This is a genomic window from Streptomyces sp. NRRL S-350 (assembly GCF_000719705.1).
In the GTDB taxonomy this organism is placed as follows: Bacteria; Actinomycetota; Actinomycetes; order Streptomycetales; family Streptomycetaceae; genus Kitasatospora.
Genome location: NZ_JOHO01000050.1, coordinates 1 through 25,560 on the forward strand (window position 1 = coordinate 1; position 25,560 = coordinate 25,560).

Annotated in this window: 18 protein-coding genes; 6 read left to right on the forward strand and 12 right to left on the reverse strand. The window is 75.9% G+C overall.

Annotated elements, in window-relative coordinates; translation table 11 throughout:
- Positions 1-610 (reverse strand): SDR family oxidoreductase (locus IF30_RS0130755; protein WP_199807958.1); only part of this gene is annotated, 610 nt, incomplete at its 3' end.
- Positions 611-922: 312 nt separating this feature from the next.
- Here IF30_RS0130755 and IF30_RS0130760 point away from each other — a divergent pair.
- The 6 genes from IF30_RS0130760 (at position 923) to IF30_RS0130785 (ending at position 8,133) form a co-directional block, all read left to right on the forward strand.
- Positions 923-2,254, forward strand: coding sequence for a hypothetical protein (locus IF30_RS0130760; protein ID WP_030244559.1), 1,332 nt, complete (start codon positions 923-925; stop codon positions 2,252-2,254).
- Positions 2,255-2,331: 77 nt separating this feature from the next.
- Positions 2,332-3,684: an AAA family ATPase gene (locus IF30_RS0130765; RefSeq protein WP_234322906.1), complete on the forward strand. Its 1,353-nt coding sequence runs from the start codon at positions 2,332-2,334 to the stop codon at positions 3,682-3,684.
- 119 nt (positions 3,685-3,803) lie between these two features.
- Positions 3,804-5,012 carry a DUF2201 family putative metallopeptidase gene (locus IF30_RS0130770; RefSeq protein WP_030244561.1) on the forward strand — a complete coding sequence of 403 codons (1,209 nt, stop codon included), beginning with the start codon at positions 3,804-3,806 and terminating at the stop codon, positions 5,010-5,012.
- 128 nt (positions 5,013-5,140) lie between these two features.
- Complete coding sequence (locus tag IF30_RS0130775) at positions 5,141-6,703, forward strand: purple acid phosphatase family protein (RefSeq protein ID WP_030244562.1); 1,563 nt, start codon at positions 5,141-5,143, stop codon at positions 6,701-6,703.
- Between the two features lie 218 nt (positions 6,704-6,921).
- Positions 6,922-7,092: a hypothetical protein gene (locus tag IF30_RS0130780; protein WP_030244563.1), complete on the forward strand. Its 171-nt coding sequence runs from the start codon at positions 6,922-6,924 to the stop codon at positions 7,090-7,092.
- 36 nt (positions 7,093-7,128) lie between these two features.
- Complete coding sequence (locus tag IF30_RS0130785; RefSeq protein WP_267884579.1) at positions 7,129-8,133, forward strand: YihY/virulence factor BrkB family protein; 1,005 nt, start codon at positions 7,129-7,131, stop codon at positions 8,131-8,133.
- A gap of 177 nt (positions 8,134-8,310) precedes the next feature.
- Here the strand turns inward: IF30_RS0130785 and IF30_RS0130790 are convergent, their stop codons facing one another.
- The 11 genes from IF30_RS0130790 to IF30_RS0130840 all read right to left on the reverse strand — a co-directional run bounded on the left by IF30_RS0130790 (position 8,311) and on the right by IF30_RS0130840 (position 25,535).
- Complete coding sequence (locus IF30_RS0130790; RefSeq protein WP_030244566.1) at positions 8,311-8,532, reverse strand: DUF6458 family protein; 222 nt, start codon at positions 8,530-8,532, stop codon at positions 8,311-8,313.
- Positions 8,533-8,604: 72 nt separating this feature from the next.
- Positions 8,605-8,907, reverse strand: coding sequence for a WhiB family transcriptional regulator (locus tag IF30_RS0130795; RefSeq protein ID WP_030244568.1), 303 nt, complete (start codon positions 8,905-8,907; stop codon positions 8,605-8,607).
- A 265-nt stretch (positions 8,908-9,172) separates the two neighbouring features.
- A complete protein-coding gene (locus IF30_RS48160) occupies positions 9,173-9,331 on the reverse strand; it encodes a hypothetical protein (RefSeq protein WP_158835607.1) in 159 nt (52 codons plus the stop codon).
- A 525-nt stretch (positions 9,332-9,856) separates the two neighbouring features.
- Positions 9,857-12,808, reverse strand: a complete 2,952-nt coding sequence (locus tag IF30_RS0130805) for a condensation domain-containing protein (protein WP_030244569.1) — start codon at positions 12,806-12,808, stop codon at positions 9,857-9,859.
- Positions 12,805-14,673 (reverse strand): non-ribosomal peptide synthetase, encoded by a 1,869-nt coding sequence (locus IF30_RS42235; RefSeq protein ID WP_063752849.1) that lies wholly within the window; start codon positions 14,671-14,673, stop codon positions 12,805-12,807. The genes IF30_RS0130805 and IF30_RS42235 overlap by 4 nt, the downstream gene beginning before the upstream one ends.
- Before the next feature lie 65 nt (positions 14,674-14,738).
- Entirely contained in the window at positions 14,739-16,529 is a 1,791-nt protein-coding gene (locus tag IF30_RS0130815) for an amino acid adenylation domain-containing protein (protein ID WP_078891850.1), read from the reverse strand.
- 27 nt (positions 16,530-16,556) lie between these two features.
- The gene (locus IF30_RS0130820) at positions 16,557-17,732 is read right to left on the reverse strand and encodes an acyl-CoA dehydrogenase family protein (RefSeq protein ID WP_030244573.1); all 1,176 of its coding nucleotides are present in this window, start codon (positions 17,730-17,732) and stop codon (positions 16,557-16,559) included.
- The gene (locus IF30_RS0130825; protein ID WP_030244576.1) at positions 17,729-20,869 is read right to left on the reverse strand and encodes a non-ribosomal peptide synthetase; all 3,141 of its coding nucleotides are present in this window, start codon (positions 20,867-20,869) and stop codon (positions 17,729-17,731) included. Before IF30_RS0130825 ends, IF30_RS0130820 begins: the two co-directional genes overlap by 4 nt.
- A gap of 367 nt (positions 20,870-21,236) precedes the next feature.
- Positions 21,237-22,550 (reverse strand): hypothetical protein, encoded by a 1,314-nt coding sequence (locus IF30_RS0130830; protein ID WP_051711602.1) that lies wholly within the window; start codon positions 22,548-22,550, stop codon positions 21,237-21,239.
- Between the two features lie 49 nt (positions 22,551-22,599).
- Entirely contained in the window at positions 22,600-24,042 is a 1,443-nt protein-coding gene (locus tag IF30_RS0130835; RefSeq protein WP_078891847.1) for an MFS transporter, read from the reverse strand.
- Between the two features lie 401 nt (positions 24,043-24,443).
- Entirely contained in the window at positions 24,444-25,535 is a 1,092-nt protein-coding gene (locus IF30_RS0130840; protein ID WP_030244581.1) for a PP2C family protein-serine/threonine phosphatase, read from the reverse strand.
- Positions 25,536-25,560: the final 25 nt, after the last annotated feature.

A 25,560-nucleotide genomic window follows, 5' to 3' on the forward strand; every position in this document is an offset into this window, starting at 1 on the left:
CCGACAACTCCCCCGCCACCTCCGCGAACGACAGCAACCGCGGCCCCGTCACCTCGTACACCTCCCCCGCATGCCCCGCCTCCGTCAACGCCGCCACCACCACGTCCGCGATGTCCTCCGCATCCACGAACGGCTCCACCGCACCACCCACCGGCAACGCCAACTCCCCCGCCAGCACCGGCTCCAGGAAGAACGACTCACTGAAGTTCTGGTCGAACCACGCGCACCGCACCACCGTCCACGCAGCCCCCGACTCCATCACCGCCTTCTCCCCCGCCCGCGCCGCCTCCTCACCACGCCCCGACAGCAACACCAGCCGACCCACCCCCCGCGCCGCCGCCAACCGCGCGAACGCCCCCACCGCCTCCACCGCCCCCGGAAACGCCAGATCCGGGTAGTACGTCAGATACGCCGCACTCACCCCCTCCAACGCCGCCTCCCACGTCCCCCGGTCGTCCCAGTCGAACGGCACCGCACCCGACCGCGACCCCACCCGCACCCCGAACGGTCGGACGCGGTGCGGATTCCCCGCACCCTCCGCGTCCGTCCTCGTGCCACCAGTCAAGGTCACTCCGGGCCGGCGAACCATAGCCTCCGCACTCAGCTCCATGCGCGAACGTCTACGCCCCGACACGCCCTCGCGCTGCCCCGCCCGGCCCCGGACGTCCGGAGCCGCGCCTTCTCCGCCCACCACCAGAACACACTCAAGCCGCCACGAACCACCCGCCTCGACCGGGCTTCCAGCGACCCTTGAGGATCCGGTGCGCAGCGGGTCGCCCATCCGCTGCGCACCGGGTGCGCGGCCGGCGACCGGCCGCCGAAACGGTGTGGCGGGCGTCCGGCGGCGAGCGCTATGCTCCCCGGCGATGACCACTCACGCTGTTCACAGATTGGGGGTCCCGTCCGCGAAGAGTGAGTGCTGATGCCCACTCACCCCGCGAACGGGAACGACTCCCGCCTCGTCCTCTGGCGGCGCGTACGCGAGTACGCCGTGCCGCCCTCCATGATCGAGACCGCCACCGCCCGCCGGCTGTCCGGCGACTGGGCCGGGGCCTGCGCCGCCGCCAACGTCGAGGTCGACTTCCGCCTCGGGGACGTCGCGCGCAGCCACGGACGGGCGCTCGCCGATCGGCTCCGCGCCGATCTGCGCTGCCTCGCACCGGACTTGCTCCGCTGGCACCTGCCACGATCCGCGCCCGACGGGCTGCTGCGCCCCGGGCTCACCACGGCCCTGGCCCGCTACCCGGGTGAACGGCCGGTGTCCCTGGTCGTCCGCACGCCACCCGCCTGGGCCGAGTACGGGCAGCGGATCGCCCTGGCACTCTGGGACGGGTCCGTCGGCGAAGGCCGGCCGCCCCACCCGCATCCGCATCCGAGCCGCCGGTTCCGTCTCGACCTGCACCGGCACCTCTGGGATGCCGGGCGCAGCGGGGAACTGGCCGTACGCTCCGGGGCCGACGCTCCGACCACACTGCCCGGCGAGGACGTCAGCGGACCGTCGGGGCGTGGTGCCGTCGGCCGCTGGGCCGCCGAGGCCGCGTTGCTGCTGCGTGCCGAGGGGCGCCCGGACGGTCCCGTCGCCGTGCGGCTCGGGCGTCGGCGGCGGCTGGTCCTCGGACCGGACGGCCGCGTGGCGGAGGCCGTCGGGGACACCTCGGCGCTGCCGCTGCTGCCCGACGCCGCCACCTGGGTGCCACCGGACCCCGACCTGCTCCGCAGCGGCGTGATCGAGCCGGCCCGCCTGCACCCACTGGTGGCCGACGCGTTGGCACCCGGCGGTCCGGCGCGGACCTCCGCGGGGCCGCCCGCGTCGCTGTCCACCCAACGGCTGGTGGACTGCCGAGGGGCGCGGCACCGGATCGGCCTGGTCGACGGAGTACTCACCCCGCTCGACCACGATCCGGCCGAACTGCGCCGCGAGGAACTGCTGGCCGCCCTGTCCGGCACCCCGCTGCCATGCCTTCGCGCCGTCGACCTGGCGCACCGCCGACCGCACGAGCTCGACGGAGCCAGGGAACGCCTGGACCACGGCGACACCGCCGGTGCACTGGCCCTGATCGAGAGCCTGCTCGGCCCCGAGGCGGTCCTGCGCGACGGCCCCCTGCGGGACGAGCTGACGGCGGCCACCCAGCGACGGATCGCCTACGGCCTCTACCGGGCGGGACTCACCGCTCCCGACAACTCCCCGCCCCGGCCCAGCCGGTGCCCGCGGACGCACTACTCACGCGCTCACCGCGCCGCCGTCCACTACTGATGCCGTCAGCGCCAGCGGACGCGAACACCCCTTCGCACCAGATTACTTGACCACTTGACCCCTTGAGGTGATCACCCATGACCATGACCATGCCCGCGCACGCCCGGGAAACCGACCACGCCGACGTGAACCCCACCGACACGAACCGCACCGACACGAACAGCACCGACGTGGACCTCCCCGCGGACCGCACCGCCTCGGACCACGCCGCCGCGGACCGCACCGGAGCCGCCCGCCTCGACGTCGCCCGCCGACTGCTCGACCTGCTCGGCGACACCACCACCGAACCCCGCGCAGACACCCAGCTGGAGGCCCTCACCCTGGCCGTCGCCGCCGACCTGCCCGTCCTCCTGTGGGGCGAGCCGGGCATCGGCAAGACCGCCGCGCTCAACCAGCTCGCCGAGGCCCTGGAACTCCCGCTGACCACGGTGATCGCCAGCGTCCACGAGCCCTCCGACTTCTCCGGGCTGCCCATCGTCGGCGACGACCCGGCAGAGCAGGGCGTTCCGATGGCGCCGCCGGACTGGGCGGTGCGGCTGGTCCGGGCCGGGCGCGGACTGCTGTTCCTGGACGAGCTGTCCACCGCGCCGCCCGCCGTCCAGGCGGCGCTGCTCCGGGTCGTCCTGGAACGCCGCATCGGCACGCTCCGACTGCCGCCCGGCGTACGGATCGTGGCCGCCGCCAACCCCCGCGCCTCCGCCGCCGACGGCTGGGAGCTGAGCCCGCCGCTGGCCAACCGCTTCGTGCACCTGCAGTGGGTGCACGACCACGAGGTGGTGGTGCGCGGCCTCGGCGGCGTCTGGCCGCTGGCCACCCTGCCCCGGCTCGACCCGCAGGCCCTGCCGGAGGCCGTCACGCTCGCCCGGCGCGCGGTGTGCGGACTGCTCACCGCCCGCCCCGAGCTGGTGCACCGCATGCCGACCAGCGAGACCAAGCGCGGCGGCGCCTGGCCGTCCCCGCGCAGCTGGGACATGACGCTGCGGCTGGTCGCCTTCGCGACCGCGGCCGGCTCCTCCCGGGACGTCCTGTCGCTGCTGGTCCGCGGCACCGTCGGGGACGGCCCCGGGCTGGAACTGATGGCCGGCATGGACCGGATGGACCTGCCCGACCCCGAGGACGTGCTCGCCGACCCAGCGGCCGCGGTGCTCCCCGAACGCGGGGACCTGCGCCAGGCGGTGCTGGACGGGGTGGTCGCCGCCGTGCGCAACCGGCCGTCCCGGGCGCGCTGGGACGCGGCCTGGGCGCTGCTGGCCCAGGCGGCGGAGACCGGCGCGCCGGACCTGCTGGTCGTCCCGGCCACCACCCTGGCCTCGCTGCGCCGGGAGGACTGGGACGTGCCGCCGTCGATCGAGCGGCTCGCCCCTGCCCTGACGTTCTCCCGCCGGGCCGACCGCGCCGCCGCCCGGGTGGCAGCGAAGGCGGGCCGGTGAACGCCACCCTCGCCCCGGACGCCGGACGGCCCGACGCCGGAAGGCCCGACACTGGAAGGCCCGACGCCGGACAGCCCGACGCCGGACGGCCCGGCAGCGGAAGGCGGGAGACCCGAAGGCTGGACGTCGAGAAGCTGTACGCCGCCCGGCTGCAGGCCGCCCGGGCCCGGCCGTACCTGGCGACCGCCCTGTTCGCGCTCCACCTGGTGGAGTCGCGGGAGGTGCCGACCATGGGCGTCGACCGGTACTGGCGCTGCTACGCCTCGGCGGCCTTCGTCGAGCGCACTCCGGTGGAGGAACTCGCCGGCGTCTGGGTGCACGAGGTCTCGCACCTGCTGCGCGACCACCACGGGCGCGGCCGCCTGATCGCCCGCGAACTCGGCCTGGAGGGCCCGGCCGCCCAGCTGCGCACCAACATCACCGCCGACTGCGAGATCAACGACGACGTCTACGGGGACGGTCTGGTCCGGCCGGCCGGGGCGATCCGGCCCGACCGGCTGCTGCTGCCGACGGGACTGCTGATGGAGGAGTACCTGCGCCGCTACCGGTTCCACCCGCGCGACCCGGACGCGGCCTGGCTGGACTGCGGCAGCGGCGCCGACGGCACGGACCGCCCCTGGGAGCTGGACCCGGAAGGCGCCCACGGGCTGACCGCGCAGGAGCGCGACGCCGTCCGCTTCCGGGTCGCCGAGGGGATCCGGGGCCGGCCCGGGAGCGCCCCGGCGGGCTGGCGGCGCTGGGCCGACGAGGCCTTCCATCCGCCGCAGCCCTGGCGGCAGTTGCTGGGCGCGGCGGTGCGCTCGGCGGTCTCCGGCCCCGGTGCGGGCGAGGACTACAGTTACGGCCGCCCCGCCCGCCGGTCGGCCGGGGTACCGGGCGTGCTCCTGCCGAGCCTGCGGCGGCGGCCGCCCCGGGTCGCGGTGGTCATCGACACGTCCGGGTCGGTCTCGGACGAGGAGCTGGGCAGCGCCCTGCTGGAGGTGGCGGCGATCGCGCGGGCGGTCGGCGGCCGCCGGGACCAGGTCCGCGTGGTTCCGTGCGACGCTGCCGCGCAGGCCGTGCACTCGCTCTGCGAGGTCGCGGGCATCCCCCTGGTGGGCGGCGGCGGCACGGACCTGCGTACCGGCTTCGAGGCCGCCCTGCGCTCCGCCGCCCGGCCCGACGTCGTCGTGGTCCTGACCGACGGTCAGACCCCCTGGCCGTCCACCGCGCCGCCCTGCCGCACGGTCGTCGGCCTCTTCCCGCGTTCCGGCCACTACAACGAGAGCGATCCGGACTACCGGCCGGAGACGCCGCCGGAGTGGGCCCGGGTGGTCACCATCGGGTGAGCGGGCCCCGGACCGACGGCTCCGGTCGGACGACGCCGCGGCCGTCGGGCCGACCGGGTGGCGCGGAAACCGAACCGGCGATGTCCGCACTCTTGCCAGAAGTTAGGCAAGTTTCCTAACTTGATGTCATGTCCGAGACACTACGGCACTCCCGGCGCAACCTCCTCCGAGTCGGCGCGGCGGGCGGAGCAGCCGTCGCCGCCGGCGGCCTCCTGCTGCCCGGCACCGCCCGGGCCGCCACCCCGCGCCCCACCGCCCTCGCCACCCCGACCCTTCCCTCCCCCCGCGGCGACCGCACCGACGGCTCCGCCCTGCGCCCCTTCGGCCGACACCTCACCTTCGGGGCCGACCCGTCCCGACAGGTCGTCGTCTCCTGGCAGGTGCCGGACGCGGTGACCGCACCCTTCGTCCGGATCGGCCTCCAGCCCGGCGACTTCGGCTCCCCGGTCGCCGCCGAGGTCCGCACCCTGGTCAGCAAGCTCTCCTGGCAGCACCCGGTCGAGGACCAGCCCCTGGTCAAGCCCACCACCGTCACCCAGTACTACCTGCACGCGCAGCTCGACCAGCTGATCCCGGACACCACCTACTACTACGTCGTGGGCCACCAGGGCTACGATCCCCCAGCCAGGCGCACCCAGCTCGGCGACGTCGCGAGCTTCCGCACCGCACCCGCCCCCGGACGCGGCGCCGGCTTCACCTTCACGGCCTTCGGCGACCAGGGCATCGGGTACAACGCGGCCGCCACCGGCAACCTGGTCGCCGGCCTCGACCCGGCGTTCCACCTCCACATGGGCGACCTGTCGTACGCCAACAGCGGCGGCAGCGGCAAGACGAGCGACGCCTACGACGCCCGCCTGTGGGACTCCTTCTTCGTGCAGAACGAACCCGTCGCCGCGCGGACCCCGTGGATGCCGGCGATCGGAAACCACGAGATGGAACCGTGGTACGGGCCCGACGGCTACGGGGGCGTCCGCGCCCGGTTCACCATGCCCGACAACGCCTGGAGCCAGTCCACCGGCATCTACTCCTGGCGGTACCAGAACGCCGGCCTGATCAGCCTCGACGGCAACGACGTCTGCTACAACACCCCGGCCAACCTCGGCTACACCAAGGGCCGGCAGAAGAAGTGGCTGGACAGCCGGCTCGCCGCACTGCGAGCCGACAGCGGCATCGACTTCATCGTGGTCTACCTCCACCAGTGCACGTACTCCACCTGCCACGACAACGGAGCCGAACTCGGCGCGCAGCAGGACTGGGCCCCGCTGTTCGACAAGTACCAGGTGGACCTGGTGCTCAGCGGCCACAACCACGTCTACGAGCGGACCGACCCGATCCGCGCCGGAAAGGCCACCCGCAAGGTCGGCTCCGGGGACACCGTCGACCCGGCGAAGGACGGCACCACGTACGTCGTCGCGGGCGGCGGCGGTGGCGGCCTCTACAAGTTCCCGGCCTCCGACACCTACCTCGGCCACGAGACCAAGAACGACGCCCCGGTGCCGATGGTGGTCTCCGACCAGGGCGGCCACGAGCAGACCGTCAAGGTCACCTGGTCCAGGGTCCGTTACACCGGGTACTGCCTGGTGGCGGTCGACGTGACCCCCGCCGCGGCGGGCAAGCCGGCCCGCATGGAGGTGCGGTCCCTCACCGAGGACGGCACGGCCGTGGACCGCGTCACCGTGCAGCGCGGCTGACGCGGCAGACGCGGCCCGAGAGGCGGCCCGAGGCGGCCCGAGGCGGCGACGGGCTGGGCACGGCGGACCGGGCGCGGCGGACGGCCCGCGGCGGACCGCACGCGGCGGACGGGGAAGACGCCGAGCCGGGCGCGCCTCGGAAAACTCGTGGGAATACCCGGCCGGAGTCGGGGCAAGCGAATTCCGTCAACAGCCGTCCCGACTGATTGGTCGTTCCCATGGTCCCCCTGCTTCTCGTTCTCCTTCTGGCCGTCATTCTCTTCGGTGCGGGATTCGCCATCAAGGCACTGTGGTGGGTCGCCGTCGCCGTCCTCGTGATCTGGCTCCTGGGTTTCATCGCCCGCGGCACCAGTGCCGCCGGCAGCCGTGGCCGGTGGTACCGCTGGTAATTCCCTGAGCGGGATTCCGGGGCGGGGGGGGGGTTCATCGACGATCAGGGCACCTACATGGCGGCCCTGATCACGTATTACGGCTTCCTTTCCCTCTTCCCCATGCTGCTGCTCCTGGTCGCCGCACTGGGATTCGCGCTGCACGACGACCCGCAGCTGCAGCAGCAGGTCCTGCACTCCGCCCTCAGCCAGTTCCCGGTGATCGGCGACCAGATCGAGCACAGCATCCACTCCTTCCACGGCAGCGGTTTCGCACTCGCCGTCGGCATCGCGGGCAGTCTCTACGGCGCGCTGGGAGTGGCGCAGGCGCTCCAGAACGCCTTCAACACGGTGTGGGCCGTCCCGCAGCACAGCCGTCCGAACCCGCTGACCGCCCGCCTGCGCGGACTCGCCCTGCTGGGCGTCCTCGCCGTGGCCGTCCTCGCGTCCACCGGCCTGGCCGCCCTCACGGCCACCGCGCACGGTTGGCCCGCCCCGATCGACCGGGGCGTGCGCATCGCCGCCGTCCCCCTGTCGGTCGCGGTCGACACCGGCCTGCTGCTGGCGGGCTTCAAACTCCTGACCCGCCGGCACCTGCGGGTGCGCCTCCTGTGGCCGGAGGCCCTGGCGGCATCGCTGACCTGGCAGGCACTGCTGCTGGTGGGCACCTACTACGTGGGCCACGAGCTTCGCGGGGCCACGGCCACGTACGGGCTGTTCGGCGTGGTGCTCGGCCTGATGGCGTGGATCTACCTCGGCGCCGTCACCCTCGTCCTCTGTGCGGAGAGCGCAGCGGTGCGCACCCGTCGACTGTGGCCCCGCGGCATCGCGGCGCCCTTCGCCGACGACGCCCGACTGACGCGGGCGGACCGCCGGGCCTACACCTCGTACGCCACCGCCGCCGCCTACAAGCCCTGCGAGGAGGTCAGCGTCGACTTCCACGAGCCCGCGCCCCGGCACGACGACGGCCACGACGGCCACGGCGGCGACGGCGGCGACGACGACAGTGACGGCAAGGGCGGCAAGGGCGGCGCCGGGCAGTCGTCGCCGGTCGGGACCTGAGCCCCCGCGCGCACGAATGCACCGCCCGGCAACCGCCGTACCGGGATGGGCGGTTGCCGGGCGACGCGCGTGCCGGACCCCGGCCCGGTGGGGCTCACCACGCACACGATCCGCCGCCGCCCGGCCTACTGGAGGCCGGGCGGCGGCGGATCGTGCTCACTTTCGACGCCGGGCGCCTCAGTCGTAGTAGCGCCGTTCCTCGACGACCTCGTCGGCTGCCGCCCGGCCCATGAAGCGCCGTCGCCGGAAGACGCTCGCGTAGGTGATCAGGCCGAGCAGGCCGGCGGCCATCAGGATCCAGCCGACCATGTGCACGTTGACCCCGGACAGGTGCCAGTCGACCCCGAACGCCAACACCGCGCCCAGGGCGAACAGGAGGATGCATCCACCGATACCCATCTTCTTCACTCTCTCTCGCAGAACTGGGGCCCGCGCGGGTGCACCACCCCACCTGGGATCCGGGGCCGCTTGCTAGGCGGCCGCGGGGGACTGACGCCGCCGACGGCGGGCGAGCAGCTCACGGCGCTCGTCCTCCGTCAGACCACCCCACACGCCGTAGGGCTCGCGGACGTCCATCGCGTACTGGCGGCACTGGGCGAGGACCGGGCAGCGGGCACACACCGACTTCGCCACCTGCTCACGGTGCTTCGCCGCGGCACCGCGCTCGTTGGTCGGGTGGAAGAAGACACTGCTGTCGACGGTGCGACAGGTCCCCTTCAGCTGCCAGGACCAGCGGTGCTCGAACGGTCCGGGGAGACGGGTTGTGTCGGACACGGGAGGCTCCTTCCGAGCGAGCGGTAGGTTTCCGCCCGCTCGTGTATCCCGATTCGCCGGGCGCATGCGCCTCCGCTCCGGAAAACCCGCGCCGACAGCCTCGTCGACAGCCGAGCCGACAGCCGAGCCGACGGCTGAGCCGCAAAGCCCGCACCGGACAGGTGCGTCGGACACCCGCGCCGGGCTGCCGCACGGCGCGCGCCAGGGGCCGGGCGCAGCAACGCCCGGCCCCGGTAGAGAGGTTCGGCCCCCGGCGCCGGTCGGCTCAGCGGGGCGGCCGGGCGTGCCGGGGCCCGGGCGTGCGCTCGGCCCGGACGACGGCCGCCTGTGGGCGGCGGTGGCGGTGGACGTGCGAGGGAGCGGTCGTGGCCAGGATCGCCGCGAGAGCGAGTGGAGCGAGCAGCAGCATCATGGTTGCGGTCATCTGCGCCTCCCGGGGCATCGGAACGGGCTGGTCTCCCGCGCCTGCCCCGGGACGCTGAGGTCATGTCAGCCGATGCGTCGTCCGGGGCCCTCGGGCCGCGGTCCTGTCGCCGGGCTGCGGGTGGTCGGCGCGGCCGCGGCCAGTCCGGGCAAGCGGTCCCGGCCGGACCGGGGTGTTTGGCTCGCGGGATAGGGGTGAGACGAGCATCGGGTGGGCGACCAGCCCGGACGGCACCCCTCCCCCCTCGGGGTCCGCCGTCCGGGCCTGTCCCACCACTGCTCAGAGCCCGGCCACCGTGACGACCGACCACCGGCGGCCGGGCGAGCGGGGCTCAGGACCATCGCACGGCCTGCGGGCACCGAGGTCAGCGAGATCGTCGTCCGGCCCCCGGGTGCGGCCTTGACGCACGGGTTCGGCCGGGGTGGACGGCCTGAGCGCCGGTGCGGCGGGCGGCTGCTGCGGCGGCTGCGATACGCGGAAGGAGGGGCCCCGGACCGCTGGACCCCTCCCCCATTGCCCGCCGGCTCAGCCGACCATCGCCGCCAGTACGCTGCGCCAGTCCTCGCCGGGTTCCGGCGTGAGCGGGCCGGCCAGTGTCTCGGCACGGTAGCGCCAGGGGCGGCGCAGTTCCGCGTCGGCGTCCGGGCCGACGACGAGCGGGCTGTCGGAGCCGAGCAGGCGTACCAGTTCGGCCGTGAACTCCGCCCAGGAGACGTGCCCGCTCACCGCGTTGACGACGCGCCCGGCAGCCGGGTGGCCCGGTGTGGCGCAGGCTGCGAGCGCGCGCCCGAGCGCGGCGGCGTGCACCCAGGAGGCGCCGTACCAGCCGTCGGCACAGCCACCGGCACAGCCGTCGACGCAGTCCTCGGCGCAGCCGTCGGCGCCGGCCCCCGGCAGGCTGATCGGCCGGCCGGCCAGGGCCGCCTGGAAGAGGGCGCCGGTGGAGCCCCAGCGGAGCTGGTCGCGCAGCCGGTGGTGCGGGCCCCAGACGATCGGGGCGCGGACGGCGGTGGCGGGGCCCCGGCCGTCGCGGGCCGTCTCGAACAGGATCCGCTCGCAGTCCAGCTTGGCCTGCCCGTACGGGGTGACTGCGGCACCGCTCGGGGCGCCCTCGGGGACCTCCGTGCCCGCCGGGCGGCCGTAGGCGTCGATGCTGCTGACGAAGACGAACGGGCCACCGCCGCGCCAGCCGTCCGCGAGTGCGCGCATCGCGGCGACGTCGGTGGCGTGGTCGGTGAAGGTGCAGGCGGAGTGGATGACGGCGTCCACGCCCTCGACGGCGCGCCGCAGGCTGTCCGGGTCCGAGAGGTCGCCGGGCGCCACTTCGGCGCCGTTCAGGGCGGGCAGGTGCGCGGACTCCGGCCGGACCAGGACGCGGACGGGCCGGCCCTGGGCCATCAGCTCCTGCAGGACGGCCGCTCCGACCCCGCCGGTGGCGCCGGTGAGCAGGACGGTGCCGGTCCGCGGGTCGGTGCGGGAGCCGGTTCGGGTCGCCGGGCGGGCGCCGGCCGCGGCGAGGGCGGTGCGGCGCTCGTCCTCGCGGGTGGCGAGCAGGGCGGCGAGGGCGCGCGGGGTGCGCTGTTCCAGGATGTCGAGGCCGGTGAGCGGCAGCCCGGTGCGGGTGCGCAGCCGTTCCGCGAGTTGGACGGCGACCAGGGAGTGGCCGCCGAGGGCGAAGAAGTCGCTGTCGGCGGGCGGGGTGGCGCCCAGCAGTTCGCCGAACGCCGCCCGGACGGTGTCCACCGGGCCGTCCGGGAGCTGCCCGTCCCCGAGCGGCCCGTCCCCGAGCGGCCGGTTCCCGAGCTGCCCGTCCCCGAGCGGCCGGTTCCCGAGCGGTGCGGCGCCGGGCAGCCGGGCGAGGTCGGGGGTGCCGTCGGGGTGGCGGGGCAGCCGGTCCACCAGCGTGACGGCGAGCGGCAGCTCGGCGGCCGGGAGTCGGCGGCGCAGGGCGGCCCGCAGCTGGGCGCCGTTGGGGGCGACGGGTCCGCGCACCACGGCGTAGGCGAGCGGCGGGCCGTCGGCGGTCTCGACGACGGCCGCTTCGACCACCCCCGGGTCGCCCGACAGGATTGCCACGGCCGGGTGTTCGGCGGCCACCAGGAGGTCTCCGGGCAGTTCGGAGAGGTGCCGGTCCCCGTCGCCCGCCACCGCCGTGAGCAGGTCGGCGAAGGCGTCGAGGAGCCGCCCGGCGGTGGCTTCGTCCAGCGCGTCCCGGTCGTGCTGCACCAGGCAGCGCGGCGCGGGGCCGTCCTCCAGGAGCAGTGCCAGGCCGAACTTGGCGAGGCCCAGGTCGAGTTCGACGTTCTCCGCGGCGAGGCCCGGCAGCTGCAGCGGCGCGGCGGGCTGGACGAGGTCGCAGCTGACCGAGAGCAGCGGGGTGCCGTCCGTGCCGCGGGCGGCGGCACCGAGCCGCTCGACCACCAGGTCGAAGGGCACGTCGTGGCGCTGTTGCGCGTCGAGCAGCGCGGCGCGCACGTCGGCCAGCAGTTCGGTGAACGTCTGGTCCCCGGCCGGTTCGGCGCGCACCGCGAGGGTGTTGACGCCGAGGCCGACGGTGCGGCGCAGTTCGGGCCGGGCCCGGTGGCCGCTCGCGCAGCCCAGGACGAGGTCGTTCCGGCCCGCGGCGGTGCTCAGGGTGGCGAACGCGGCGGCCAGGACGACGGTGAACAGCGTGGCGCCGTTCCTGGCGCCGAGCTCGCGCAGCCCGGCCACGACGGCGGGGTCGAGCGCAGCGGCGTGCAGCGCGGCCCGGCGTTCGCGCGCACCGGGCGGGACGGGCCTCAGCAGTGGCAGCGGGCGGGCCCCGGCCAGCCTGGTGGCGATGGCGTCGGCGGCGGCGGTCAACTCGGCGTCGCGGGCCCGTTCCTGCCGGGCGTAGTCCGCGTAGGACGGTCCTGGCGGCGGGAGTCGGTCGGCCACACCGTCGCGTTCGGCGGCGTAGAGCGCGGCGAGGTCGGCGGCGATCAGGGGCAGGGAGCCGCCGTCGACCGCGATGTGATGGATCGTCAGCAGCAGGGTGTGGTCCTCGGGCCCGTGCCGCAGCAGGAGGGCGCGCAGCACCGGGCCGGCGGCGAGGTCGAACGGGCGGGCCGCCTCGGCGGCGAGCAGTTCGGTGACCGTGGGGTCCGCGGCGGCCGCCACGACCGGCAGGGGGACCGGGGTGACCGGGTCGATCTGCTGGTACGGCTGCTCCCCCCGGCGCGGGTAGCGGGTGCGCAGGACGGCGTGCCGCCCGGTGAGCCCGGTGAGCGCGGCGGCGAGGGCGTCCCGGTCGAGCGGGCCGCGCAGTCGGGTGGCGATCGGGACGTTGTAGAGGGCGCCGCCCTGGCCGAGGTGGTCCATCAGCCACATCCGCTGCTGGGCGTGCGAGAGCGGGGCCGGGCCGTCGGGTAGCGGCGGGGGCGGGGGCGTGGCATCGGCGGCGTTGCGCCGGCTGCGGGCGCGCCGCAGCAGGTCGGCCTGGTCGGCGGCGGTCATCGGGTTCCTCCCGGAAGCTGGCCCGAGGCCGTCGGCACGGCGAGTGCCGGCCCGCCGGAACCCTCGGGGCGGCCCGGGCCGTCGGGGCTGTCGGGGCCGCCCGGGCCGTCGTCGGCGCGCAGGGCCCGTTCCAGCAGATCCGCCTGCCCGGCGACGGTCGGGTGGTCGAGGAAGTCGGCGAGCGACAGTTCCACCCCGAGGTCCTCGCGCAGGTCGTCGACGACCCACATGGCGAGCAGGGAGTGTCCGCCCTCGGCAAGGAAGTCGGCGGCCGGGTCGGTGATCGGACGCTCCAGGGCCCGGCTCCACGCCTCGGCGACGACCTGCTGGATCGGGGTGAGCGCGCCGCCGCCGGAGGGGCGCCGCGCGGCACCGTCGTCGTCGGCGGCGAGGGACCGGCGGTCCACCTTGCCGGCGCCGGTCAGCGGCAGCGCGGCGAGCACGGTCCAGGCGGTGGGCACCAGGTGGGCGGGCAGCCGGTCGGCGAGGCGGGTGCGCAGTGTCTCGACGGCCTGTCCGGCGCCCTCGGCGAGGACGACGCAGGCGGTGAGGGCGGCGTCGGCCTGCCCGGCGCGGCGGACCACGACGGCCGCCTCCGCCACCTCGGGCATTCGCAGCAGCGCGTGCTCGACCTCGCCCGGTTCGATCCGGAAGCCGCGCAGTTTGACCTGGTCGTCGGTGCGGCCGTGGAACTCCAGGGTGCCGTCGGGCAGTTGCCGGACCAGATCGCCGCTGCGGTAGGCCCGGCCGGTGCCCGGCAGGTCGCGGAAACGGTCGGCGGTCAGCTCGGGCCGGTTGAGGTAGCCGTGGGCGAGGCGGTCGCCGGCGATCCACAGCTCGCCGATCGTGCCCGGCGCCACCGGCTGGGAGTGGTCGTCCAGGACGAGGACGCGGGCGCCGCCGAAGGGCCGGCCGATCGGGATCGGGCCCGCGCAGTCGGCCTGGGTGACCCAGTGCAGGGTGGTGAACGTGGTGGCCTCGGTCGGCCCGTAGACGTTGACCAGTTCGAGCCAGGGGAAGGCCCGCAGCACCGCGCCGGCGTGTTCGGGCGACAGCACCTCGCCGCCGACGGCCACGGTGCGCAGCACCCCGAAGACCCGGGACTGCCGGGCGGCCAGGTGGTGGAAGAGCGCGCTGGTGAGCAGCAGGGTGGTGACGCCGAACCGCTCGACGTCGCGGACGAGTTCCTCGGCGGTGGGCCGGTCGGCCGGGGAGACGGCGACGGCGGCGCCGCGGGCCAGCGGGGCCCACAGCTCGAAGGTGGAGGCGTCGAAGGTGACGGCGGAGTGGAACAGCACCCGGTCGCGCGGGCGGACGGCGATCGCGTCCGGGGCGGTGACCAGGTCGGCGATGGCGCCGTGCGGGACGAGCACGCCCTTGGGCCGCCCGGTGGAGCCCGAGGTGAAGAACACCAGGGCGGGCAGGGTCGGCTCGGAGGCGTCCGGCGCGGCCTCCGCCGCCGCGTCGGTGGCGTCGGTGCCGTGCTCGGTCAGGACGAGGGTCCGCTCCTCGGGCAGTCCGGCCTCGGCGAGCAGCGCCTTGTCGCCGAGGACGAGCCGGGCGTCGGCGTCGGCGGTCATCTCGGCGATGCGCGGGCGCGGGTAGGCCGGGTCGAGCGGGAGGACGTGGCCGCCGGCCCGCCAGACGGCGAGCTGGGCGACGACCAGGCGGGTGGAGCGGGCGCAGAGCAGGCCGACGGCGCTGCCGGGCCCGACCCCCCGGGCGGTCAGGACGGCGGCCAACCGGTCGGCGGCGTCGAGGAGTTCGCGGTAGGTCAGGACGGTGGAGCCGTCGGTCACGGCGAGCGCGTCGGGCTGCTGCTCGGCCTGCCGGGCGATCAGTGCGGGCAGGGTCGCGGTGGTCATGGTGTTTCCTTCCGGGCGCCCCGGCCGGAGGGGCCGGGGCGCCTCGCTGAGGAGGTGCGGGCGGGTCAGGTGGTGGTGGCGAGGGCGGCCACCTGCTCCTCGACCAGCCGGGCGACGGCCCGCAGGTCCGGCTGGCGCAGCACCAGGGGTGCCCGCAGCCGTACCCCGTACTCGGTTTCCAGTGCCTCCAGCAGTCGTGCGGCGGCGAGCGAGTTGCCGCCCGAGGCCAGGAAGTTGTCCGCCGGTCCGAGGTCGGCGCGGCCGATCAGCTCGCGGCTCAGCTTCAGCACGGCGCGCTCGACGGGGGTGTCGCCCTCCTGCCCGGTGGGCTCCGGCGGGGCGGCGGCCAGCAGCGCGCGGCGGTCCACCTTGCCGTTGGCGTCGAGCGGGAAGCGGTCCACCAGGCGGACGGCCGCGGGCACCGCCTGCTCGGGCAGCCAGGGCCGGGCGGCGTCGAGCAGGCGCGCCGGGTCGGCGCCGTCCTCGGCCTCGACGAAGGCGAGCAGCCGGGCGCCGCCGGTGGGGGCCTGCTCGGCGGCGACGACCGCGCGGCGCACCTGCGGGTCGCGCTCGAACGCGGCCTCGACCTCGGCGGGTTCGATCCGCACCCCGCTGACCTTGACCTGGTCGTCCAGGCGGCCGTGGAACTCCAGGACGCCGTCGGGGCGCATGACGACCCGGTCGCCGGTGCGGTAGACCCGGTCGGTGCCGGCCACGCCTTCGGGTGTGCCGACGAAGCGCCGGGCGGTCAGTTCGGCGTCTAGGTAGCCGGCGGCCAGGCCCCGGCCGCCGATCCGCAGCTCGCCGGAGGTGCCGCGCGGCACGGGCCGGCCGTCCTCGTCGGTGACGAGCACGACCACGCCCGGGATCGGCAGCCCGATCGGCGGGGCGCCCGCGCCGTGGTCGACGCCGGGGGCCATGGTGTGCACGGTGGTGGTGACGGTGGCCTCGGCGGGGCCGTAGGCGTTGTGGACGGTCGCGGTGACGTCGGGCCCGGGGGCTCGGCGCAGCCGGTCGCCGCCGACCATGAGGTGGCGCAGCGCCAGCCCGGCGGGCCAGGGCCGGCCCAGGACGGGCTCGGCCAGCGGGGTGGGCAGCACGGCTGCGGTGATGCCGGCCTCGCGCCACCAGTCGGTGAGCGCGCCGGAGTCCCAGCGGACGGCCTCGGGCGCGATGACCAGGGCGGCGCCGGAGGTGAGGCCGGCCCACAGCTCCTGGACGTGCGGGTCGAAGGCGACCCCGATCAGCAGGCTGTGCCGCTCGCCGGGGCCGAGGCCGGTCAGCTCGCGGTAGTACTGCAGCAGGGAGCCGAGTGCGGGCTCGGTGACGGCGACGGCCTTCGGGGTGCCGGTGGAGCCGGAGGTGAGCACCGCGTAGTGGGTGCCGGCCGGGACGTGCACCTGCTCGCCGGGGGTCAGGGCGGCGACCACGCCGTCGGCGGGCAAGTCCAGCGGCAGCCGCTCGCCGCCGGCGGGCAGCAGGCCCGGTTCGCCGACCAGGCAGGTCGGGCGCAGCTGTTCGGCGACGGCCCGCAGCCGGTGCTCGCCGGGGCGGGGGCCGATCGGCAGGTGGACGGCGCCGAGCTTGGCGGCGGCCAGGGTGACGGCCACCAGCGACACCGAGTGGCCGAGGCAGACACCGAGCAGGTCGCCGGGGCCGACCCGGCCGCGCAGGGTCTCGGCGACTCTGTCGGCGAGGCGGTCGAGTTCGGCGTAGCTGTGGACGCGCTCGCCGTCGATCAGGGCTGGGGCGTCGGGGGTGCGGTGCACCCAGGTGGTGAAGAGGTCGAGGACGGCGCCGTCCTGGTGCGGACGGCCGTACCCGATGCTCAGGGTCTCCGTGGTCTGGGGTTCCATCGTGGTCTCCGAGTTCATGGCGGTCCGTCAGTTCAGGCCCATGGAACGGGCGATGATCACCTTCTGGACCTCGGAGGTCCCCTCGATGATCGTGGTCATCCGCACGTAGCGGTACAGGAACTCCAGCGGGTGCCCGCGCACCCAGCCGGTGGCGCCGTGCACCTGGAGCGAGCGGTCCACCGCGCGGACGGCGGTCTCGGAGGCGGTGAGCTTCGCGAGCGCGGCGTTCTCGGGCGACTCGGTGCCCTCGTCGACCAGTCGGGCGCAGGCGAGGGTGAGCAGCTTGGAGGCCTCGACCTCGGCCCGAGTGGCGACCAGGTGCTCCTGGACGTGCTGGTACTCGCCGATCACCCGGCCGAAGGCGCGCCGGTCCTTGGCGTACTCGACGCCGGCCCGCAGCGCGTACTCGGCGATGCCGTTGCACATCGCGGCGACCACCAGGCGGCCCCGGGAGAGGCTGTCCATGGCGAGGGCGGTGGCCGCACCGACGGCGTCCTCACCGCCGATCACGGCCTCCGGGCCGACGGTGACGCCGTCCAGCAGCAGCTCGAACAGCGGCTCCCCGGACATGCCCTCGTAGCGCTGGCCGATCCGCAGGCCGGGCTGGTCCATCGGCAGCACGAACGCGGTGGCGCCGGTCGTGGGGCCGGCGCCGTCGCCGAGGTCGGTGGCGGCGACGACCAGCGCGATCCCGGCGTGCTCGGCGTTGCTGACGAAGGTCTTGCGGCCGTTGAGCACCCAGCGGTCGCCCTCGCGCACGGCGGTGGTGGTGAGCCGGAAGGCGTCCGAGCCGGCGTGCGGCTCGGTGAGGGCCAGGCAGCGGGTCTGCTCGCCGCGCACCAGCGGGACGAGGTGGCGTTCGACCTGCTCGGGGGTGCCGTTGCGCAGCAGCGGGCTGGGGCCGTCGGAGCCGGCCAGCGCGTACGGCGCGAGGACGCAGCCGCTGCGCCCGGCGGCGTGGTGCAGCAGGACGACGGCGGTGAAGGGCATGTCGGAGCCGCCGAGCTCCTCGGGGTAGTCGCCGGCGTAGAAGCCGAGCGCGGCGGAGCGCTTGCGGACGTAGGTGCGCAGGTCGGTCGGCACCTGGTCGGCGGTCTCGGGCAATTCGGCGGCCAGCGGCACGAGTTCGCGGCGGATGAAGCTCTCGAAGGCTTCGACGAGTTCGCGGTGGCCCGCTTCGAGGACGGCGGAGGGGGCGGTCACTTGGCACCTCCCGTGAGGGCGCGGGCCTGGTCGGCGAGCACGGCGTGGCGGAACAGGGTGCGCAGTGGCGGGCGGCTGCCGAGGTGCGGTTCCAGGTAGGCGGCGAGCTGGGCGGCGAGCAGCGAGTGGCCGCCGACCTCGAAGAAGTGCGAGTCCGCGGTGAAGCGGTCGTGGCCGAGCACCTCGCGCCAGGCGGCGGCGATCAGCTCCTGGCCGGGGTCGGTGAAGGCGCTCGGCGCGTTCGGCTCCTCGGCGGCCTCCTCGGCGCCCTCGTCGGCCAGCCGCAGGAGGGCGGCGCGGTCGGGCTTGCCGCCGGGCAGGGTCGGCATCTGCGTGACGGCCGTCCAGTTCGCCGGGACGAGCCCGCCGGGCAGGCGGCGGGCGAGCGCCTCGTGCAGGGCGCCCTGGTCGGGGCGCTCGGCGCCCTCCAGGAAGCCGACCAGGCGGGGGCCGGTGCGCGGGTCGGTGTGCAGCACCACGGCGCAGGACCGGCCGCCGAGTTCGGCCGAGGCGGCGGCCTCGATCTCCTCCAGCTCGATCCGGTGGCCGCGCAGCTTGACCTGGTTGTCGGCGCGGCCGAGGAAGCACAGCCGCCCGTCCAGGTCGCGGTAGCCGCGGTCGCCGGTGCGGTAGACGCGGGCGCCGCCGAGCGCCGGGACGGTGACGAAGCGGGCCGCGGTCGGCTCCGGGAGGCCCAGGTAGCCGTCGGCCACCGTCGGGCCGGCGATGACGAGTTCGCCGACGCCGCCGGCCGGCAGCGGGCGCAGCGTCTCGTCCAGGACGTGCATGCGCACGCCGTCGAGTTCGGTGCCGAGCGGGATCTCGCCGTCCGCGGCGACGTCCTCGGCGGTCACCTCGTACACGGTGGAGGTGACGGTGGCCTCGGTGACGCCGTAGGCGTTCAGCACGGTGGTGGCCCCGGTGAGGTCGGCGAGCGCCCGGGCGGGCAGGCGCTCGCCGCCGAGGACGAGCAGCCGGGGTGTCCAGCGGCCGTCGCGCAGCGCCTCGCGCAGGTCCTCGCGGACGGCGAGGAGGTAGCTGGTCGGCAGGTTGGCGACGGTGACGCCGCGGGCGGCCAGGACGGCCACCAGTTCGGGCCCGGTGGGTACTTCGCGCTGCGGCACGACCAGGGCCGCGCCGACCGCGAGGGCGGGGAGCACCTCCTCCAGCGCCACGTCGAAGGACGGCCGGGCGAACAGCAGCACCCGGTCGGCGGAGGTGAGCCCGTAGCGGGCGGCGATCGCGGTGACGTACCCGGCGAGGGCGTCACGGCCGACCAGGACGGGCTTGGGCACGCCGGTGGAGCCGGAGGTGTGGATCAGGTAGGCGGCGCCGTCCAGGACGGCGGCGGGCTCGGCCTTCGGGAAGGCGGGGCCGTCCAGCAGTGCCGGGGTGACGCCCTCGGCGGGCAGCGCCAGCGCGCTGTGCCGGGTGGCCAGCACCAGGGCCGGGTTCAGCCGCTCCAGCAGCAGACCGAGCCGGGCCGCCGGGTCCTCGGTGGACAGCGGCGCGTAGACGGCGCCGTGCCGCAGGCAGGCGAGCAGGGCGACCACGCTGTCCGCGCCGCGCGGCAGCACGGTGGCCACCGGCTGGCCGGGGGTGACCCCGGCGGCGCGCAGGCGTTCGACCAACTCGGTGACGCGGCGGTCGAGTTCGCCGTAGCTGATCCGCTCGGTGCCGGCCAGCAGGGCCAGCGCGGTCGGGTCGTGGGCGGCGGCCGGGTCGAACACGGCCGCCGCGTCGACGGGCATGGCGGCGGGCGTCGCGGCGGCGGGCTGGGCGGCGGGAGCCGCGGCGGCCGGCAGGGCTTCGGTCGCGGGGGCCAGCTCGGCGATCGGCGCCTGCGGGCGGTCCAGGTAGCAGCGCAGCAGCTCCAGCAGGCGCTCGGACAGCAGCACCGCCTCGGACTCGCGGAAGAGGTCCGCGTCGTAGTCCCAGACCAGGGTCATCCCGGCGGCGCCGTGCTTCTCGCCGACCACCCGGCGGTCGTCGGGCAGCAGCACGAGGTCGAGGTCGAAGCGGGTGGTGCCGGTGTTGAAGCCCTCGTACAGCGAGACCTCCAGCCCGGGCGCCTGGACGTCGGGCAGCGCCGCGTCGTGCGCGCTGAACATCACGTTGAACAGCGGGTTGTCGGCGCCGCTGGTGTGCAGGCCGAGGCGGCGGGTCAGCTCCTGCACCGGCAGGTCCTGGTACGGCAGGGCGCGCATCAGGACGTCGGTGACCTCGTCCACGGCCTCGGTGCCGGGCGCGGTCGGGTCGAGCCGGAGGCGCAGCGGCACGGTGTTCACGAACATGCCGACGGTGCCCTCGAAGCCCTCCGGGCGGTTGCCGACGGCGGTGCCGACGACCAGCTCGCGGTGCCCGCTGTGCCGGCGCAGCAGCTCGGCGAACAGGGCGAGCAGGGTGCTGAACGGGGTGTGGCCGTCCGCCGTGCTGCGCTTGCGCAGTCGCGCGGCCAGGTCGGATCCGATCGACTGGCGCAGCTGCCCGCCCCGGTGGCGGCGCTCGACGCCCGGCCGGGCCAGGCCCGGCAGCGTGACCTCGCGCGGCGCGTCGGCCAGCTCCCTGGTCCAGAAGTCGAGTGCGCGGTCGCGCGGGACGTCGGCGGTGGCCCGCGCGTGCTCCTCGTACGAGGGGGCGGTGGGCAGCTCGTACGGCTCGCCGAGGACCCGGGCGCGGTAGACGGTGAACAGGTCGCGCAGCAGGATCGCGAACGAGTGGCCGTCGTGGACGAGGTGGTGCTCGACGTGGATCAGCCGGTGGTGGTCCTCGGCCAGCCGGACGAGGTGCCAGCGCAGCACCGGCGCCCGCTCGGTGTCCACGGGCTCCTCGGCCTCGGCGGCGAGCAGCCGGCGGAAGGCGGCCTCCGGGTCGGCCTCGGCCTCGAAGTCGCTGTGCCGCAGCTCCGGTCGGCAGTCCTCGGCGACCCGCTGGCCGGGCAGCCCCTCCGAGCGGGGCACCAACTCCAGCCGCAGGCCCGGGTGGTGGGCGAGGACGGCGGCCAGGCCGGCGTGCAGCGCGTCCCGGTCGAGGGTGCCCCAGAGGTCGAGGACGGCGGTGAAGTTGTAGGCGCGGCTGCCCGGCAGCATCTGTTCGTGCAGCCAGACGATCTCCTGCGACGGAGAAAGTGCGAACATGGGCGGTTCCCTTGTGTGGTGGGCTTGTCGGCACTGCGGTGGCCGGCGGCGGGCGTGGGGTGGTCCCGCTCCGTCCGGTGGACCGGCCGCACCGGGGTGAGGGTGCGGCCCGGGGTCCGGGCGCCCGGTCGGGCGTGCCGTCGGGCACGCGCGGTCGGGCAGGGTGGACCCGCCGGGGCGGGTCCGGGGGGCGGACCCGGCGGGGCGGGTCCGGTACGGGAGTCGGCCCGCGCGTCATGGCGCGGGTGTCCCGGCCCGCGCGGTTCAGGCGCGGGAGTTCGGGTCCGCGCGGTTCAGGCGCGGGAGTCGTGGTCCGCGCCGGGCGCGGGGAGTTCGGGAGGTTCGAGCCCGGGTCGGGCTCGCGCCGTCACGCGCGGGCGGCCAGGCTCGCCCCGGTGTGCAGGTGGTGCCGCAGCAGGGCGAGCAGTTCGTCGAAGGCGGCGTGGGCGTCGGCCTCGGGGAAGCGGTCGCTGTCCCAGGCGAGCCGGACCAGCAGGTCGTCGCCGTGCGAGGCGGAGACGGCGATCGGCGCGGCGAGCGGACGTCCGGCCAGGTGGGTCTCCCGGCCCGGGACGCCGCCGAGCACCAGCGGCGGGCGGCGGTGCAGGTCCTCCAGGGTGAGCATGGCGTCCAGGGCGCCCGACCACGGCGCTCCGGCGGTGCGGGCGGCGCGGACCACTTCGTCGAACGGGGTTCCGGCGTGGTCGAGGTCGTCCCACCACTGGTCGGCGAGGGTGTCCAGGTCGCCCGCGGGGGTCGGCGCGGCCGGGTGGACGAGGGTGTTGAGGAAGCAGCCGAGCGCGGTGGGCGCGCCCGCCGGTCGGCCGCCCCACGGGTAGCCGAGCGCGAGCGGCCCTCCGCCGGCCTCCGCCCACGGGAGCCCCGGGGCCCGGTGCAGCCGGTGCGCGGCGGCCCCGACGGCGTCCAGCAGGGCCGGGAAGACGGCGCCGCGGACGGCGCCTTCGGCGGCGGGCAGCCGTTCGGTGAGCATGCCGGTGGACGTGGCCGCGCCACCGCCCGCCCCGGTCAGGCCGCCGAGCCGGCGGCCCCAGTGGGACTGCGCGGCGGGTCCGGCGGCGGCCTCCTCGGCGGCCAGCTGGAGTTCGACGGCCTGCCGGTAGTCGGCCAGGGCCTGCGGGCCGGGCCCGGCCGCCGACGCCTCGTCACGTTCGTACGCCGCGGCGAGCTCGGCGGTCAGCGCTCCGAGCGACTGCTCGTCGCAGGCCGCGTGGTCGAGTGCGACGGCGAGCAACTCCTCGTCGCCGTCCGGTTCCCGGGCCAGCAGGAGGCGCAGCGCCGGACCGTCGGCGGGCCAGTCGAGCAGGGCGCGGCGCAGCGCTTCCCGGGCCGTCCCGCCGGAGTCGACGGCGATCCGGGCGACCTCGGTGGACGGGCCTCCGACCCGCAGCACGGGGGTGCCGCGCACGGTCGCGAAGCCTCCGCAAAGCGCCGGGTGGCGGGCGGCGACCGCGGCGGCGGCTCGGGCCAGCCGGTCCCGGTCGAGGGTGCCGGGCGGGTAGGCGAAGAACAGCGGGACGACGTCGGAGCGGGTCTGCGGCGCGAGTCGGCGGGTGATCAGGAAGCGCCGCTGGGCGCCGGTCAGCGGGAGCAGTTCCGCCGGGGCGTCGGCGGCGGCGGAACGGTACCGGGCGAGATAGGCGGCGGTGATGCTGGCGTGCACGGGAACGGTCTCCGGTTTCCGGTCGCGGCTCGGCAGGGCTGGGGGTGGGTCAGGTGGCGGTGGGGCTCGCGGCGGGCTCCTCGACGGTGGTGGCTCCGACGGCGGCAGGCTCGTCGGCAGCGGACTTGTCGGTGGCGGACCTGTCGGCCGTGGACTTGTCGGTGGCGGTCGGCCCGGTGACGGTCCCGCCTGCGGTGGCCCCGGTCGGGCCGGCCCCGGCGGGGGTGGTCCCCTCCGTGTCCGGCGCGCCGACCGGCAGGTCGCGCAGCCGCCGCAGCGGCGACAGCAGCAGCGGCAGCGGGACGAGCAGGAACCCCGCCGCGCAGAGCCACAGCGCGGCGCGCGGTCCGGCCGCATCGGCCACGATCCCGCCGCCGAGGGCGCCGAGCGGGAGGGTGCCCCACACCAGGAAGCGCATGGTGGCGTTCATCCGGCCGAGCAGTTCGGGCGGGCAGACGCTCTGCCGGAAGCTCACCTGGGCGACGTTGTAGGCGACCGCGCCGAACAGCACCACGCCCGATGCGACACCGAACAGCACCACGCCCGCGCCGCCGCCGGACAGCGGCCACAGCACCGCGAACGGGGCCGTCACCACCGTGGACAGCCAGATCAGTCGGGCCTGCCCGATCCACCGCGCCAGGTACCCGGCGCACAGCGCGCCCGCCAGCCCGCCGACGGCGGAGGCGGACAGCAGCACGCCGATGGCCCCGGGCTGCAGGTGGAGGACCCGCACCCAGAAGACCGTCTGTACGGCCATCAGCACGGCGGCGAACAGGTTGGACACGGCGGTGGCGGCCGCGATCGCCCGCAGCAGCGGGTGCCCCAGGACGAAGCGCACCCCCGCCCCCACGTCGGCGCGCAGCGAACGCCCGGGCTGGGGTTCCGGCTGCGGTTCGTCGACCCGGATCCGGGCCAGCAGCAGCGCGGACGCCAGGTACCCGCAGGCGTCGGCGACGATGGCGAGCGGCGCCCCGAGCAGTTGGACCAGCCCGCCGCCGAGGCCGGGCCCGGCGATCTGCGCCGAGGAGCGGACCGTCTCCAGTGCCCCGTTGCCGCCGACGAGTTGCCCGCGCGGCAGGACGGCGGGCAGGAAGGACTGGTGGGCGACGTCGAAGAAGACCGTCGCGACCCCGGTGACGAGGGCCACCAGGTAGAGCTGCGGCATGGTCAGCACCCCGAGCGCCGCCGCCGGGGGGATCGATCCGACGGCCAGGGCGCGCACGACGTCGGCGCGGATCAACACCGGCAGCTTGCGCATCCGGTCCAGCCAGGCGCCGGCCGGCAGGCCGACCAGGAGGAAGGCGGCGGTTTCGGCGGCGGTCAGCAGCCCGACCTCGAACGGGGTGGCGTCCAGGACCACCACCGCCACCAGGGGGAGGGCGACCAGGGTGACCTGACTGCCCGTCTGGGCCGCGGCGGCTCCGGTCAGCAGGAGCCGGAAGTCGCGGTGGCCGAGCAGACGGGCCTGGCGAGGGTGAGGCGATTCGTTCATCGGTTCGACTTTCCGTCACCTCTTCGAGCCGGGGCAAGCGCCGGGTTGGTTTCCGGACGAACCGCAGGTCGCCCGGATCCCGCCACTCCCCCGGCCGGCCCTTGCACGACTCTTACGCCCTCTTATGGACCGGCCGCCGCGTCCGCGCCGCCCGCCCGCCCAGGCGGCGCGGCGCGGCGGGGCACCCGGGCGTCACGGGCCGGTCCGTCCATTTCTCCGTCCGATATGCGGACGTCACCTTTCCGGCCACCGGACGTCGGCGCTCAACTTGGCCGGATCCCGTGGAAAGCTATGCGCCCGTCATCTCATCGTGATATCCGCGTGACCGAGGGGAACCGTCGTACCGGGGGCCGCCCGGTCACCGCCGGACCGCGCCCGCCGGCCCTCGGCCGGCCGGGCCTTCAGCCACCCGCCCGGCGGGTGATCGCGAGCACCGCCATGTCGTCGTCCCGCGGCCCACCGGTCCAGCGCTCGACGTCCGCCACCAGGGCGTCCAGCACCCGGCCGGGCCCGTCGAACGGACCGAGCCGGGCCAGCCGCGGGACGGGGTCGTAGAACTCCCCCGCCGCGTCCCGGGCCTCCGTCACCCCGTCGGTCACCAGCAGCAGCGTGCACCCGGGCGGGAAGGGCCGGCTCTCCGCCGCGGGCCGCGCCACCCCCAGGACGCCCATGCCCAGCGGCAGCCCCGGATCCGCCGCGTCCAGCCGCAGCACCCGCGGTTCCGTACCGCTCACCAGGTACGGGCCGGGGTGCCCGCAGTCGAGGGTGCGCACGCTCTCCTCCCCCGGCGGGAACTCCACCAGCAGGGCCGTGATGAACCCCTCCAGCCGCAGTTCCTCGCTCAGGTGGTCGACCTCCCGGAGCAGCGAGTCCTCCAGCGCGTCCGCCAGCGCGGCGAGGTCCGGCACCCGGTGCGAGTCCTCCCGGAAGGCCCCCAGCAGCACCGACACCGCGCCCACCGCGTGCAGCCCCTTGCCCCGCACGTCCGCGATCAGCCCGCGCACGCCGTACGGGGTGGCCTGCAGCGCGTACGCGTCCCCGCCGATCAGCGCCTCGTCCTGGGCGGCCCGGTAACAGGCCGCGACCGACAGGCGCCCCACCCGGCCCGGCGGCTCCGGGAGCACCGCACGCTGCGCCGCCTCCGCCACGGAGCGCACCCGCTCAAGCCGCCGCCCGTGCCGGACCACCACCCGGTTCACCCCGACCCCGAGCAGCGCGGCGAACGCGGTGTTCGCCAGCTCCAGGTAGCCGTCCCCGGTGCCGATCGAGCCGTCCTGCGTGGACAGCAGCAGGATCCCGGCGACGTTGGCCACGCCCACCGCGACGGTGTCCCGCAGGCCGAGCAGCGCTCCCGCCAGCACGGCGGCCGCCGCCAGCAGGGGATCACCCCAGTAGTCGGCCGGATCCAGCGAGTTCCACACCAGGCCGCCGGCGATCAGCAACCACGGCGCGACCCGCACGTACGCGGGCCACTGCACGGACCTCGGGGCCATCGGCGGACCTGGCTTCCGTCTCACC

Bases quoted from the DNA above. Each gene is read 5' to 3' on its own strand.
- IF30_RS0130760 (WP_030244559.1), top strand. From the start codon at position 923: ATGCCCACTCACCCCGCGAACGGGAACGACTCCCGCCTCGTCCTCTGG.
- IF30_RS0130765 (WP_234322906.1), top strand. From the start codon at position 2,332: ATGACCATGACCATGCCCGCGCACGCCCGGGAAACCGACCACGCCGAC.
- IF30_RS0130775 (WP_030244562.1), top strand. From the start codon at position 5,141: ATGTCCGAGACACTACGGCACTCCCGGCGCAACCTCCTCCGAGTCGGC.
- IF30_RS0130780 (WP_030244563.1), top strand. From the start codon at position 6,922: ATGGTCCCCCTGCTTCTCGTTCTCCTTCTGGCCGTCATTCTCTTCGGT.
- IF30_RS0130790 (WP_030244566.1), bottom strand. From the start codon at position 8,532: ATGGGTATCGGTGGATGCATCCTCCTGTTCGCCCTGGGCGCGGTGTTG.
- IF30_RS48160 (WP_158835607.1), bottom strand. From the start codon at position 9,331: ATGACCGCAACCATGATGCTGCTGCTCGCTCCACTCGCTCTCGCGGCG.
- IF30_RS0130805 (WP_030244569.1), bottom strand. From the start codon at position 12,808: ATGACCGCCGCCGACCAGGCCGACCTGCTGCGGCGCGCCCGCAGCCGG.
- IF30_RS42235 (WP_063752849.1), bottom strand. From the start codon at position 14,673: ATGACCACCGCGACCCTGCCCGCACTGATCGCCCGGCAGGCCGAGCAG.
- IF30_RS0130815 (WP_078891850.1), bottom strand. From the start codon at position 16,529: ATGGAACCCCAGACCACGGAGACCCTGAGCATCGGGTACGGCCGTCCG.
- IF30_RS0130825 (WP_030244576.1), bottom strand. From the start codon at position 20,869: ATGTTCGCACTTTCTCCGTCGCAGGAGATCGTCTGGCTGCACGAACAG.
- IF30_RS0130835 (WP_078891847.1), bottom strand. From the start codon at position 24,042: ATGAACGAATCGCCTCACCCTCGCCAGGCCCGTCTGCTCGGCCACCGC.
- IF30_RS0130840 (WP_030244581.1), bottom strand. From the start codon at position 25,535: ATGGCCCCGAGGTCCGTGCAGTGGCCCGCGTACGTGCGGGTCGCGCCG.